The 14626-nt window shown below is 43.4% G+C and carries 10 protein-coding genes and 1 pseudogene; 5 read left to right on the forward strand and 6 right to left on the reverse strand.

Annotated elements, in window-relative coordinates; genetic code table 11:
- Window positions 1-229: 229 nt before the first annotated feature.
- The 4 genes from AC3CH4_RS21840 to AC3CH4_RS21855 all read left to right on the forward strand — a co-directional run bounded on the left by AC3CH4_RS21840 (window position 230) and on the right by AC3CH4_RS21855 (window position 8246).
- Window positions 230-2452, forward strand: coding sequence for an alpha/beta fold hydrolase (locus tag AC3CH4_RS21840; RefSeq protein ID WP_488543812.1), 2223 nt, complete (start codon window positions 230-232; stop codon window positions 2450-2452).
- Window positions 2442-3635, forward strand: coding sequence for an outer membrane protein transport protein (locus tag AC3CH4_RS21845; RefSeq protein WP_054545558.1), 1194 nt, complete (start codon window positions 2442-2444; stop codon window positions 3633-3635). Before AC3CH4_RS21840 ends, AC3CH4_RS21845 begins: the two co-directional genes overlap by 11 nt.
- A gap of 194 nt (window positions 3636-3829) precedes the next feature.
- Window positions 3830-5182: an efflux RND transporter periplasmic adaptor subunit gene (locus AC3CH4_RS21850; RefSeq protein ID WP_488543813.1), complete on the forward strand. Its 1353-nt coding sequence runs from the start codon at window positions 3830-3832 to the stop codon at window positions 5180-5182.
- Complete coding sequence (locus AC3CH4_RS21855) at window positions 5169-8246, forward strand: efflux RND transporter permease subunit (RefSeq protein WP_488543814.1); 3078 nt, start codon at window positions 5169-5171, stop codon at window positions 8244-8246. Before AC3CH4_RS21850 ends, AC3CH4_RS21855 begins: the two co-directional genes overlap by 14 nt.
- Window positions 8247-8364: 118 nt before the next feature.
- On the opposite strand, the gene AC3CH4_RS21860 is transcribed toward AC3CH4_RS21855, so the two are convergent.
- The 6 genes and pseudogenes from AC3CH4_RS21860 to AC3CH4_RS21885 form a co-directional block, all read right to left on the reverse strand.
- Entirely contained in the window at window positions 8365-9117 is a 753-nt protein-coding gene (locus AC3CH4_RS21860) for a DUF481 domain-containing protein (RefSeq protein WP_171329719.1), read from the reverse strand.
- 191 nt (window positions 9118-9308) lie between these two features.
- Complete coding sequence (locus tag AC3CH4_RS21865) at window positions 9309-10205, reverse strand: hypothetical protein (RefSeq protein WP_146457787.1); 897 nt, start codon at window positions 10203-10205, stop codon at window positions 9309-9311.
- 231 nt (window positions 10206-10436) lie between these two features.
- A pseudogene (locus AC3CH4_RS21870) lies at window positions 10437-10568 on the reverse strand (transcriptional regulator); the annotation flags it as partial.
- 30 nt (window positions 10569-10598) lie between these two features.
- Window positions 10599-10889, reverse strand: a complete 291-nt coding sequence (locus AC3CH4_RS21875; RefSeq protein WP_054545549.1) for a putative quinol monooxygenase — start codon at window positions 10887-10889, stop codon at window positions 10599-10601.
- Between the two features lie 182 nt (window positions 10890-11071).
- A complete protein-coding gene (locus AC3CH4_RS21880) occupies window positions 11072-12493 on the reverse strand; it encodes an endonuclease/exonuclease/phosphatase family protein (RefSeq protein ID WP_488543815.1) in 1422 nt (473 codons plus the stop codon).
- Window positions 12494-12752: 259 nt separating this feature from the next.
- Window positions 12753-13895 (reverse strand): acyl-CoA desaturase, encoded by a 1143-nt coding sequence (locus AC3CH4_RS21885; RefSeq protein WP_488543816.1) that lies wholly within the window; start codon window positions 13893-13895, stop codon window positions 12753-12755.
- A gap of 166 nt (window positions 13896-14061) precedes the next feature.
- Between AC3CH4_RS21885 and AC3CH4_RS21890 the strand changes: the two genes are divergently transcribed.
- Window positions 14062-14607, forward strand: coding sequence for a GNAT family N-acetyltransferase (locus AC3CH4_RS21890; protein WP_004731280.1), 546 nt, complete (start codon window positions 14062-14064; stop codon window positions 14605-14607).
- Window positions 14608-14626: the final 19 nt, after the last annotated feature.

The following is a 14626-nucleotide window of genomic DNA, read 5'->3' on the forward strand; positions in this document are numbered from 1 at the left end:
TTTCCTTATATACCTTTTTTAGGTTGTTTAATGCGGTTTCAGGTGCTTGCCGTTAGTAGCTATTGGATCATTAACGGGTGACGCTGATTTAGTGGGTGTGGGTTAACTGCTCAAATTTCTTACGTAGTTTTATCAACGTGTCATTCCAACTCTGTGTTGCCTTGCTCTCTACGAATAAAAGTCGAGCTTACCTCCGACTCAATTGGCAACTCAAATAACGATAAATCGCATGGCCACACCAGTTAAATGCGAAAGCTACGAAGGAGCTGTTTTGAAAGATTTCAATAAGCCATATATATGTGGACTAATTACGCTTGCCTTACTCGGCTGTCAGTCTGAAGACTCGACTCAAGAACCTGTTTCAGTTTTGGTTCCTTACAACATTAACGAACTACCAAAACCGAACGATGGGTATGGGTATGACGAGGATAGAACCATTACCGGAGTCGGTGAACACGCTGTGACTATGTCATCGAAGAATGACGCTTATTATCAGGACTACAACAATTCATACGCAGCACTAGATGGCTGGGGCCTTTGTGCAGAACCGATTTTAATTCCTCTACAAAGTGTTAATTCTGATAAGCGTTATCCATTAGATAACAACTCTTTATTAAATAATGTCGTGTTAATTGATGAGAGTGGGGAATTAGTTGCAACTCGCGTCGAAGCTGATGGTTCAAATATTAAGATTCAATGTGAAGCTAGTCTCAAACCTCATGAAATTTATTCAGTCGTTGTAACTGATGGTGTGAAAACAGAATTTGGAGAGTCGCTTCAAGCTGCGCAATCTTTCAATGACCTTTTATATTCAGGTGTTCCCCTTGAAAGTGAAAGAGATATTGAATTACAGAAACAAGTACTTAGTGCTATGGACGCATACTACAAGCACTTTCCTGAACAAGGTGTTCCTGTGTATGCCGCTCAGTTTACAACGCAGAGTGCTTATTCGACTTTAGATGCGATGAGAGATAACCATATTTCTGAAGGAACGACTTTCTTACGCGAACTCATCTTGGTCGAAGATAAAACGACTAAATATGATCTTTATACTCAAAAATTAAAGCTTCCATTTTATTTACCTTTTACTGAAAGTCGTGAGGCTGAATGTAATTATGATCAATACGAGCCTAAAGCATCATGTCCACCGTTATATGAATGGATGAAAACAGGCTCTGGTGGCTTTCCTACTGGAGATGATCCACTTCCAATTGTCGTAGAGTCACAAATTATCAATGCTGATATCTACACCCCAGCTCGTTGGGATGGAATCGAACAGCTACCGACGGTGGTTTTTGTTCATGGCGTTACAGCTGATAAGTCTGCCGCTTCGCTAATGGCAAAAGATTATACAACACAGGGCTTTGCGGTGGTGGCTATTGATATGCCTTATCATGGTGAGCGCATGAGATACGATGTAAATGGACTTGAAATTAGTGCTAAAGCAAACAAATCTTTCTTCATCAATATCGACTCACCTCTCGCTCTTCGCTCCAATTTACAACAGTCAGTTTCTGATTTTCTAGGGTTACGCTTTGCTTTGAATGATCAGCCGTGGGTTGATAAGAGCAATATCCACCTAGTCGGACACTCTTTGGGCGGAATTATGTCGGTAATGGTCAGCGAGTTTAGCCAAGAGACTCGTGAGCTACAGGCTAACTCTGACTTCTCATTTAATACTGTTAATTTTGTTGTTCCGGGACAAGGTTTAACCAATTTGGTTTTGTCTTCTCAAACTCTGGGACCAGAAATGTCTGAAGGTGTGAAAAAATCGCCGGATGTACAGCGTAGTATCGCTGAAACTGTGATTCCGGAAAGCTGCGATGTAGAGAATAACAACCAAGAGTGTATTGAGTCATTAAACGAGTTTGTCAGTTTATCTTCCGAAAATTCTCTTACGGTTAACCAGTTAGAAAATGATATTTATGACCTTCTTGTGACTGGTTTAAAGCAGGGTGTTCAGGCTGCTATTGATAGCTCTGACCCTGCGAGTTTTACATCCCGCCAAGCTAACAACAAACAACCAACGTTATTGCTGGCGGCAGTGGGCGACTGCGGTGAAACGTGTGATGTTGGAGTGGATTATGTACCAGACAGTGTCGTTCCCAACTCAGCTCCAGACAACATAAGAACGGGAACTGAGCCACTAATTAAGGCTTTGGGATTAGCTCCAATTACGGGTACGACAGGACAGCCATTAACTATAACAGAAACCCGGGGGGTCATTCGAACGACCACGGGAGGACATGGTACTTACCTGTTCCCTTATGAAGGAACGATGGACGAATCAGGATTACCCGGGTTTCCAGATTCAGAAGAGCTTAATTTTGTTTGGGATGCGACCAATACTCAGCAGGTCGCCGTTGCCTCTATGGTAACAACAAAGGGTGCCTCAATCGAAATAGTGAACGAAGATCATATCGAAACAGAGGTGCCTCAAAATGAAGAATAAACTTTTATTGGGTACTGTAGTTGCTCTTGTTCCTTGTCTGACTAACGCGGCCGGTTTTCAACTTAATGCACAGTCCGCAACAGGGTTAGGTCGTGCATTCGCGGGTGATGCTGTGATAGCCGATAGCGCTGCGATTGTTGCTAAGAACAGTGCTGCGATGGCTTACATCGAGCAACCAACACTCTCTGTCGGCGCTATCTATATCGATAGTGGTATTGATGTGTCTAGTGTTAGCTACACACCAATGATTGGTGATACTGAAATGTTGGATGACCAATCATTAGACGCAGGGACATTAGTTCCAAACATTCATTATGTTCATCCTATCGAAGATTCAAAGTTCACATTAGGTGCGACGGTTCACTCCAACTTTGGTACCGATGTCGAATTTGATAACTCGTTCGAAGCAGATGAGTTTGGGGGCAAAACGGCGCTTTCCAGTATCAACGTTGGCTTTGCTGTGGCTTATGAGTTGTCTGAAAAAATCAACTTAGGTGCAGGGCTTGACGTTATTTACGGTGAAGGTGAGATCTACCGTCAGGGCTTGTTGAATGTAGATGCGGACGGCTTTGGTTTGGGAGCCAACATTGGTGCGACTTATCAAGTGAATGAGCGAAACAGGTTCGGTATTTCTTATCGCTACAGCCCTGATATCGAAGTTGAAGGTGACATCACTAAAGCAGGTGTTTCTGCTGACAAAATGAACGTCCCGTTACCCGATACTTTGGAGTTTTCCGGTTGGCACCAACTCAACGATCATTGGGCTTTTCACTACAGCCTGCAGTGGGTGAACTGGTCTGAATTTGACTCGCTAACATCTAACTCTTATGACGACTCGATCAAAGAGTATCAATGGAAAGATGCAGGGCATGTTTCTGTCGGTGGTACATACACTATGTCAGAAGACATCGTTCTACGAGCGGGCTACATGTACGACATCTCACCGACCGATGAACTTACATCCTTGTCTATACCTGATGTAAACCGACACTGGCTCACAGTTGGAGGGACATATAGCTTCACGGCTGCCAGCTCTGTGGACGTTGGAGTCGGATTTATCATCGGAGAATCACAAGATATTGACGAAAACCTGACGACGATTCCAGGAACGAGTTCCAATATAACTGCTGATGTGACTGCCGATGCTCTCTTGCTTGGTGTTCAATATCAGCATCGTTTTTAACTTTTACTTTGGAGTTCAGAACGTAAAAATTTAGGAATCATATAAAAATTGCAGGGCTCGACAGTGAGTTGAGCCCTTTTCTCATTATTAGCTGTTTTAGCATTATTTAAATAGCTGGAAGCTCATTAAGTAAGAAATAGCTGCTTAGAAAAACGTTTTAATTCAGACGAATTCAACGGTTATGGTTATTAAAAATGAAATTTACAAAGCTTAGTAAAACAATCTGTCTGGTACTGTTTGCCTTACATATCTCTCCATCGTTTGCCCAAGACTCAAACTTGATTCCTGTGACTATCGAAAAAGCGCACAAACAAGCATTCACATCTTCAATCAACGAGGTTGGCAAAATCAGGGCAACGGATTCTGCTGCATTGACATTTAGTGCCTCCGACAAAATTCTCAACATCCATTTCAAAGATGGAGATTCAGTTAAAAAAGGCGAGTTGATAGCTCAGTTGGACAATACCAAAGCGAAAGCCGATTTAGACAAAGCAAGAAGCTCGCTCGCGCTAGCAAAGTCGAAATTAAAGCGAGTACAAGAATTACTAAAGAAACAGCCTGACTCTATGTCTCAACAAGATGTGGAAGAACTGGGAGAGCAGGCGAATCTAGCAGCCGCGGATTACCGACAGAAAGAAGCGCTGATGAATGACTATTTATTGGTAGCGCCATTTGATGGGCAGTTAACTAATTTTACCCACTCAGTGGGCAGTAAGATTGATAGCGCAACCGCGTTGGTGAGTTTGATCAAACTCGATCCTGTCGAAGTTCAGTATTCCATTGGACAGTCGGATTTAGGTAACGCGCAGCTTGGACAGAACGTTTCCATCCAAGTTGATGCTTTTGTCGATGAAGCCTTTTCAGGCGTAGTGGATTACATTGCCCCCGCGGTGGACGAGAGTTCAGGCCGTGTAGAAGTACACGCGCACGTAACCAACCCAGACCATCGCTTGGTTCCAGGTATGTTTGCCAAAGTAAGCCAAATGACGAGCGAAGACACAACGCAGATGGTGGTTTCACAAAATTCCGTTCAAGCAAAAGATGCTGAGCGCTTTGTGTGGGTTGTGAATGGCGAAAAGATCGAACAACGCATTGTTGAATTGGGCGTAAATACTAACGACGGATACGTTGTTGTCGAGAAAGGCTTGAAACTGGGTGATAAGGTCGTAGTGACGGGACAACAGAACCTAAAGAAAGCGTCTCTAGTTAAGGTAATGAACCCTAATGCGGAACAGAAAACGGTTGAGCTAATAACGGAACCGACAGGCAAAGAAGACACTCAGCAGATTGTTGACTCTAAAGTAGAAAAGAGCGTAACAAAGGTGGATGAACAACATCCGGTAGAGCCTTCGGTTGATTGGACTGATGCATCGAAAGATGTGGACGAAGCGATCAACGAAAACACCGAGCAAGCAGAGGCAAGCGCGACTGTTGAGCCGTTATCGAGCGAAACCCACAACAAGGAAACTTTAAGCAAGGAAATCCAAAGTAAGGAAACCCAGAGCAAGGAAGCCGTAACGAAGGAGAATCTGAATGAAGCTTCCTGAGATTTGTATTAAGCATCCAGTTTTTGCTTCAGTACTGAGTATCGCAATTGTTTTATTTGGCATGCTGTCATTTCAGAAATTATCGATCCAATATTTCCCTGAACATAAAACACCGTCAGCGACCGTAACTGCGGCGATTAATGGTGCGAGCGCAGAGTTCATGTCACGTAACGTGGCCGACAAACTGATTACCGCTGCAACCGGTCTCGACAGCGTGAAAACCATGACGACGGACTGTCAGGAAGGTACGTGTAATCTAAAAATCATCTTTGAAGACGACATAGATGATGTCGAATACACCAGCTTAATGAACAACCTGCGCAGCAGTGTCGAAGCGATTGGCGATTTTCCACCAAGTATGACGGATAAGCCAACGGTAACGGATGACTCTTCTGACACCAGTATGCCCAGTAACATCATCACTTTTGTCAATACTGGCAAGATGTCGAAGCAAGATATGTACGACTACATTAGCCAACAGGTTGTGCCTCAGTTTAAGCATATACAAGGCGTTGGCGGTATTTGGGGACCGTACGGCGGCAGTGAAAAAGCGGTTCGAGTGTGGTTACAACCTGATCGAATGATGGCGCTTAACATGAGTGCATCGGATGTAGTTGGTACATTAAGCTCATACAACGCGACATTTACCGCGGGTACTATCAAAGGTCAGGTGAGAGATTTCTCTATTAACCCGGTCAACCAAGTGACCAGTGTTGATGATGTGCGAGATTTGGTGATTCGTGTTGATAACGGCAAAATCATTCGTGTCGGCGATATTGCAGAAGTTAAAATGGGAGAAGAAAGCTTAACCCCGAGTATTCTTCGAGTCGATGACAACTTAGCAATGTCGATTCAGGTACTGCCACTGAAAAGTGAAAACCCAGTGACTGTTGCCAATAAGGTTAAGAAGCAAATAGACGTGATTCAGCCTCAGTTGCCAGAAGGCATTGAGATGAAGATGGTTTATAACCAAGCCGACTTCATTAAAACTGCGATTGATGAAGGTTTTATGACTTTGGTTGAGGCGATTGTTCTTGTTTCAGCCGTTGTCGTGTTGTTCCTTGGTTCAGTTCGTGTGGCGTCTATTCCTATTATCACGATCCCAGTGTGTGTGATTGGTGTGTTTGCAGTTATGCATGTGCTCGGGTTTAGTATCAACGTGCTGACTATCTTGGCCATTATTCTTGCGATTGGTTTGGTCGTCGATGATGCCATCGTAGTGGCTGAAAACTGTTACCGACATATCGAAGAGGGCGAAACCCCTTTTAATGCGGCAATCAAAGGGTGCCGAGAGATCGTCTTTCCTGTGATAGCGATGACGCTGACTTTAGCGGTCGTGTATCTCCCTATTGGTTTGATGTCGGGCTTAACCGCCGACCTATTTAGACAATTTGCTTTCACGTTAGCAGCAGCAGTGATCATCTCTGGGTTTGTGGCTTTAACGCTCTCGCCCATGATGTGTGCTTACTTAATGAAGCCAGTTACAAAGCCGGCAAGGTGGTACAAAAAAGTTGATGCGAAGCTGAATGTTCTGTCTGACTTGTACACCAAGGAACTTAGCAAATGGTTTGAGCGTAAAACACTGATGAGTGGTATTGCCTTGGCATTGATTGCTCTATCTGCTTTAGCGGTTTGGACAATGCCTCAAGTGTTGCTTCCAACGGAAGACACTGGTTTTGTTGAGGTAACTTCAACGCCTCCTACAGGAGTCGGACGTCAGTATCACCTAGACAACAACGAGCAACTTAACAGTGTGTTCAAAGGTGATAATTCAGTAGAAGCGAATTTATCTTATATCGAAGGGACTCCGACCAATCACGTTTTATTGAAATCATGGAGCGAGCGTGACCAGTCAGCTGATGAGTTGGTTAACGAGTTTATCGCTAAAGCGCAAAGTTCGGTCTCTGCTTATGGCATGTCTTTCAAGGTTCGCTCGGCTGATAACTTGAACATTGCCACTAATATGATCCTAGAGTTAACGACGGTTAACCGTTATACCACCGTATTGTCGGAAACTGCGAATGAGGTGGTGGAGGCGCTTGAGAGTTATGAGGGCGTGACCAACATTAAAAATTCGATGTTGCGTGACCAATTGCGTTATGACTTGTCGATTGACCGCAATGCTATCGTATTGTCTGGTGTGGATTACAGTAATGTCACCAATGCGCTATCTACTTTCTTAGGATCAGTGAAGGCGGCAGATTTGCAAGCCGATGACGGTTATACGTACCCAATTCAAGTTCAAGTTAACCGAAAGGATCTCGGCGATTTCAAGGTGCTCGATAAGCTGTATGTGGATTCACAGTCGGGCCAAAGGCTTCCTTTGTCTCAGTTTGTTTCGATCAAACAAGTGACATCAGAATCGAACTTCAAAACATTCATGGGAAAAGACAGCGCAGAAATTACGGCTGACTTAATGCCTGGATACACAGCGAGTGATGTGAAATCCTACATTGATGATACGGTTCCAAGCCTCTTGAAACCTGCACAGAGCTACGAGTTCAATGGCATAGTTAAAGACTTGGTTGATTCAACGGCGGGTGCACAAGTGTTGTTTGTATTGGCGTTAATTTTTATCTTCTTGATCTTGGCGGCGCAGTTTGAAAGCTTTGTTGATCCAATGATCATCTTGCTAACGGTTCCGTTGTGTATCGTGGGTGCGATTCTGACGTTATCGATATTTGGCCAAAGCCTTAATATCTACTCAAAAATCGGCTTGCTTACTCTGGTTGGGCTAGTGACCAAACATGGTATTTTACTGGTGGAATTTGCTAACGAGAAACGTAAATCGGGTGCAAGTGCTCAAGAGGCGGCGATCAGCAGTGCGCGTTCAAGATTGCGTCCTATCTTGATGACATCACTCACCATGATCCTCGGTTCATTGCCACTGGCACTAGCGGATGGTCCGGGTTCATTAGGCCGTATCAATATTGGTTTAGTGTTGGTCGGAGGTTTGACTGCCGGAACCTTCTTCTCGCTGTTCTTAGTGCCAGTGGCTTACGTCGGTATGGCGAACCTAAAACAGACGGACATATTAGCTCGCTTGAGAACGAAAGCAGCATAGCGATATACTTTAAGTTTAAGTTTAAGTTTAAGTCTAAGCTAGATACTTCAAGGCCCTCGTTGTGAGGGCCTTTTGCTATGGAGGTTTCTAGATTAAGCGAAATGAGCGGTGCTGACGGTTAGAAATCGTAGTTTAGATTCATTGAGCTGTAGATTTCGGCGTTGCTTTGGTCTGATGCAACTGTCGTGTTGTAAATGTACTCGGTATCAAAGGTTAGTGCCAAATTGCCCATCAGAATGTTCTTTAGATAGCCCTTAAGGTTGTAGTTGGTGTTCTCTTCACCGTAAGCCATATTAGCGGTTGCGCCCATAGAAAACGTTTCTGTGAGCGTTAATGAGCCATCAACACTGGCATTAACGATCAGTTCATAGTTCTCTTTGTTGGGGAACTCTTCATCGGAGGATTGTCGTTTACTGATTCGATAACCCGGGCCCGCCGATCCTTGAAGCTTAATTCTTTCGGTATCGTAAAAGTGACGACCTAGTCCGGTAGCAGCAATGAACTGCTTACGATAGGTACCAAAGTGGTCGTGTTCAAAACGGGTTGTTGCAACCAAATAGGTGACTTCGTTTAAGTCATAGCTGATGCCATAGTTAGTGGTATAACGATTAGTACCATCTTCATCATTTTCAGCATCGGTATAGTAGGTATCGAACTGAACGCGCTGACCCCAGTTTTCTTTCTTGTAGCCAACGGATATCCCAGAATTGATAGACAAGGATGAACTGGTGTTTTGAGAGTAGATAAAGCCAAGCTTAGTCAGGGTTGTAAAAGGAGATTCTTCAGCTTCTTCTTTTAACTCAGAACCTTCGCTTAATACGACGTCGCCTTCGAGTACCACTTCATCAACCTCTTCGGCAAATACGGGCATAGAGATAGCGATTAGAACTATAGGTAGCTTTGCTAGGGAACGTGTGTATGAAACTGTGCTTGTTAATGGGCGCGTTGTTTGTGAGATAGTGTGTGTTGACATAATGGTTTGGTTTATAAGGTGATTGAACACGACCAACCAAGAGTTAGTCGTGATGAGCAGTCAATGATTGAACCGTAAGGTCGAGTGAGTTACGACGCGATAGGCAAAGGCGAAAAGATCGTTTTGATCGCTGAAAACCCGTTACCTCGATGAGGATTAAAGTCTTCAATGTGAACGAAAAATTCAAGTATCTCAGAGGGTTTATCATCTTCGACTAATAGGAACTCGAGTAATCCCTGTTCGACATGGCATGAAACAATGGTCTCACTCGAATAGTCAGCTAAAACCTGTTCAACATTGATTAAGACGCTCGTCTCAGGCAAGACGTTGAAAGCATCTTGCGCGCATTTAAGAATACAGCTACACACATACTCACGATATAAGGTGTTGCTGTCTGAAAGGGATAAGGTTTCTAACTTTACTTCGCCTTGGCACAATACCTTTTTTTCTTTTGGGATCACGTTGTGCTTATTAACCTGAATATTGACTTCTAACAGGTGCCCATTCTTATAGGTATTAAAGTTATGGTTTATCAGCTTAGTGTCGACTACCGCGGCGTTTATAGGGTTCTGTTGCGCTTCTGAAAGGGCAGAAAGCTTGGCGCCACTATCGTTGTTTAAAATGCCTTTCGACAACTGATTACCTTTGGCCCAGTAGCTGTAGTGTTGAACCCAACTTACAAACTCAGTTTTGTATTGTTCGATGTCTTTCTCGGCGGCACGCTCAATATTGTTGGTCAGTGTGTACAACTTCGACTTGCTGCCCAACAGCATATCTAGCCAGTTAGGCTTGTACTCATCGAGTGCTTCCATGGCTTTGACTTTATGATCGAATCGGACCGTTGGCATTGCCGGCGCAGGTTCCATCGCAATCGACTCCCAATTCATTTTTGGGGTCGGAATGGTATGCACGGATTGGATTAAGTGGAGGTGTTGATTGAATAAGCTCACTTCGCTTACAGCGTCCTCAAGTTGTTTGGTATTCATCTACATTCCTGCCGACTGTTGTTTTTGTCATTTGGCGCTTAGTTTATGTTCAAAGTGCGCGAACAGTATTTAAATGAACGTGAATGATCTTTCGTGAGGTTGCTTGACATTGGTTTAGGAATATTTTGGGGAGAAAGTTAGGTTTATGATTGAGATAACAGCATAGAAACACAGAGAACAGGCGCTCTCTGTGTTGGTCATATTACGACTATAGAAACTCGCTGATGAGTATTATCTTTGGCGTCTTGCGACCAAAGTAAATCGGTAATCGTTAGACGTGAAGTAGTTACGGCTGTATTCAAACACCGTATTATTGGCAAGGTAACCACGAGTGCGCTTTTCAATAATCGGTTGAGCAGGGTTTGTCACTTATATCAGTGCTGCATTGGCTAGTTAGGCTATGTGCGTCATTTTATTAAGCACGAAGGTTTCAATACAACCTTCAGTCGCAGCTACATACTCTGCAATGTGTTGGCTCGCTAAGTGTTTCTCTAGATGAACTTCCGACTCCCAGTTCTCATGAAATACAAAATGAGCTGGGTTACTGTTATCTTGGTGCAGGTCGTAATTTATACAACCATCTTCAACACGGGTTTTGTCGATCAATTTAATCATCTCTGATTTAACTAACTCAATCTTATCTTCTTTAGATACGATTGTTGCAATAATAGTCAGCTTGCCCATTCTTTATTCCTCAGTGTTCCACTCGGTAAGTGTAATTAATATAAGCAGTTGAATGAGAGGGGTAAAGATTGGCTAGATCCAATTACTATGGATACTTTAATCCATAATCAAAGCCTGTCTCTTTAATAAAAAATGCCCGACTATAATAGTCGGACATGGATGATAGAGTTTATTCGAAAGTATTAGTTGTTGATTTCTGCTTTAATCCAAACCATACGGTGGTCAGAAGATATGTCCTTACCGTTTCCGTAATTACCTACACGTTCGTCATTCATTAATAGACGGCCGTCTTCGAACGTTGCTGGCCAGTAAATACCAGAGTCTGAAATCGTTAGGTTTTCTGATGGTACAACATGATCAAGGCGTAGTCCGCTCGTGCTGGTCACTTGACCAGGGTATGGAGTATCCCAGTTTGCTTCTTTACATTCGCCAAGAGCTAGACATTCTGGGCCACCAAGGCTGGCAGGTGCTAATGGACCGAACGTCGCTAACCGGTTAACTTTGTCGTGGTCCATCAGTGCATTGATTGCTGTCAAATCACCATCACCTTTAAGAGGGTCAGCGTTAAGGTCGCCCATAACAACGAATTTAGCGTCTGTACTTAGTCCGCCAGTCACGCCTTTATCGTCGTACATGTAGCTTTGACCTTCGATGTAATCGACCCAGAAATTAACTTCATCTGCATTTTGAACCTTGTTCTTACCCGTGTCGAAAATAGGTGGCGTTGGGTGAGACATAAGTAGGTGAATCGTCTCTGAGGTACCATCTTCTTGAGGGATTAGGATCGGTGCGTCAACGTGGTTTTTAGAAGAAAGGCGAACTTCTGCCCACTCTTCAGTAGTATACCAGTCGTCACCACACTCCATGCCATCTGGGATAGGGTTCCAAGAATCGTTACAGTTGGTGATAGTTGGCATGGTAGCCGAAGGCATATCGCTCCATTTGAACTTTTGGAAAGTACGAATGTTGTCGTGATCAATTTCATACATAGACATTAGAGCGAACGCATATTGTCCGTGGTAGGTACCAAAGCCCCATGCATCGCCTGGTAGTTGCCCCGGATTACCGTCATTATCTAGGTCAAAACCAAATTCGTTTAAAAGGCCAGTGTTGGTCGCGAAGTTGGCAAAGTACTGGAATACGATTGGATCTAACTGAGTGCCGTCTTGATCAAAGCTATTTGAATTTTGAGATACAGATAGGTAGTTCAAGCGGAAACCGATAAGAGCATCGTTATTTTCAGCGGTACCATCGTTGTTAAACTCCGCCATCATGATTACTTCTGGGCGTTCAGTCTGGATGATTGCAGCTACGTTACGAATCTGGATTACCTTAAGAGCGGTGGCTTTGACTTCTTCAGACAAAGTATCATTTTCCCAGCCTTCAACCAATGCGTCTTGCTCTGGCTTAGTCAGTTTCATTTCAGCTACAAGATCTTCGTAGGTATAACGGTCAAAAGACAGGTTGAATACGGCGATTTTAGCTTCTGTAGAAGATGGTACGGTTGGTTCTTGAGGGTAGTAGTTATTAGTTGTTTCGTCACCGCAGCCGAATAAAAGGGTAGTAGAGATTGCTAGCGCTAGTGATGTTTTTAACATTTTCATAAAATGATTCGCTTTTGTAGTCCGTGGAATAGGAGGGCGCGCATTTTATGTTACAAAATGAAATCCTGTAAGTGACTCTTGTCACAGTTGGTAATGTAAGAAAACGTTTTCTTACACTGTATGTGTGATATTTGACATTGGTCCATTTTTGATTAGAGTTTTTATTCAACCCAAATCGTAAATAGGGTAATAAAAACAAGAAAGCGCCGAGACAGTTTGAGCCTAGGCGCTTGATAAAAAAGAATATGTTATTAAAAGGTTAAGCGTACTGTTCCACCGTCATAGCCCAATTTTTCTTCTGCTGTTCAAAATTCATTTTGATTTGTTGGTAACGAACCTTAAGTACTGAGTGTTCGTACTTTTTCACAACATCTTCGCGTTTACTTTCAATTAGCTGCTTTTTGACCTCGTAGTATTCGTTCATGTTTGATACAAGTGCATCGAATTCTTGTTGAAGCTTTTCCGCGATTTGTTGCTTATCGGCACGGTGCATGATTTTTTGCTGGGTGCGCTTTAATAACATTGATGCTTCGGCTTTTTCGATGCGAGCTTGAGGCGTTTTCTTAAGCTTGCTTGCTAAGCCCATTAAAGAAGCACTCTTAATCAACCATTTAGTTGGATCGTATTGCCACCAGTAGATGCCGTTACGGTAGTCGTTCTCAAAGATGTGGTGGAAGTTGTGGTAGCCTTCGCCAAAAGTGAGTACCGCTAGCACACCGTTGTCACGCGCTGTGTTTTTGTCGGTAAAAGGTTGGCTGCCCCAGATGTGAGCAAGAGAATTAATGAAGAAAGTTGTGTGGTGGTTAAGTACCAAACGAACAGCGCCCACGATTAACAACATGCCAAGCACGTCACCGTAAATTACACCTAATACGATTGGAACACCGAAGTTCATAAGCAATGCTAATGAAACGTAGTGCTTGTGCTGCCACATCACGATTTTGTCTTTTTTCAGGTCACGACAATTTTCGTAATCTGTATACATTGCAGTGTTGTAGTTACGGATCATCCAGCCGATGTGTGAGTACCAGAAGCCACGTTTGGCTGAGTATGGGTCTTTGTCGTTGTTGTCGACATGCTTATGGTGCACACGGTGGTCAGAAGACCAGTGCAGCGCGCTGTTTTGCAGAGCAAAAGCACCGCCCAAAGCAAACAGGAATCTTAGGCTTGAATGCGCTTCAAACGCTTTATGAGACCATAAGCGGTGATAGCCTGTCGTGATAGACAGGTTACAAAAAGTAAAACAGATCGCTAGCCATATCCAGTGCTCCATACCATAGCCAAAAAAGTAGCCATAAACGGGAGCCGCGACCACAGCAAGCAGCATACTAGAAGAGAATACAAAAATATTTAGCCAGATTAACGGCGGCTTTTTGGTTGATGGTTTGTCGGCACTATTCATTAGCAAATTTCCATTGGGCTTACATCTGTGCGCTAGAATATCAGCGTACACGTGTAAGTCAATATTGAAAGTGTAAACGTGTATTAGTATGTTTTGCTTAAATATTGTATAAAGGTAGTGTGAAATGTAGTAGCAAGTCATAAATGGAAGTACTAAGGGCTAATAAATGGAAATTAAGGTAGCTGAATATAAAGATTATGAGCGGATTGCCCAATTACACGCGGACAGCTGGAAGCTATATTACCGTGGCATTCTTGCTGATGATTACCTAGAAAATGATGTTTTGGAGGACAGATCTGTTATTTGGCAGACTCGTTTGATTAATCCTCCTTTCAACCAACATGTTTTATTGCTTGAAGAAGGCGGTTTACTGGTTGGTTTTGTCTGCGCGTTTGGTAATCACAACTTTGAACGTGGTACGTTCATTGATGCGTTACACGTAGACAATAATTACCACGGTCGTGGTGTTGGCAAGCGTCTATTGTCTGAATTGTCAAAGTGGTTGCAGCAATACTATTCTGATTCGGGGCTTTACCTAGAGGTGATGTCTGAGAACCACCAAGCGATTGCTTTTTATCAGGCGATTGGTGGCAAAGAAGAACTAGAGCAAGTTTGGAACGCACCATGTGGCAGCCAAGTGAATGAAAAAGTGATTTCTTGGAGCTCTCCCGTTGAACTTGAACAGAAAACAGCGAGCGTTGTGTATTCTTAGTAGCTTCTTATTTAAGTAA

It is taken from the genome of Vibrio sp. QJM3NY_26, from assembly GCF_057786005.1.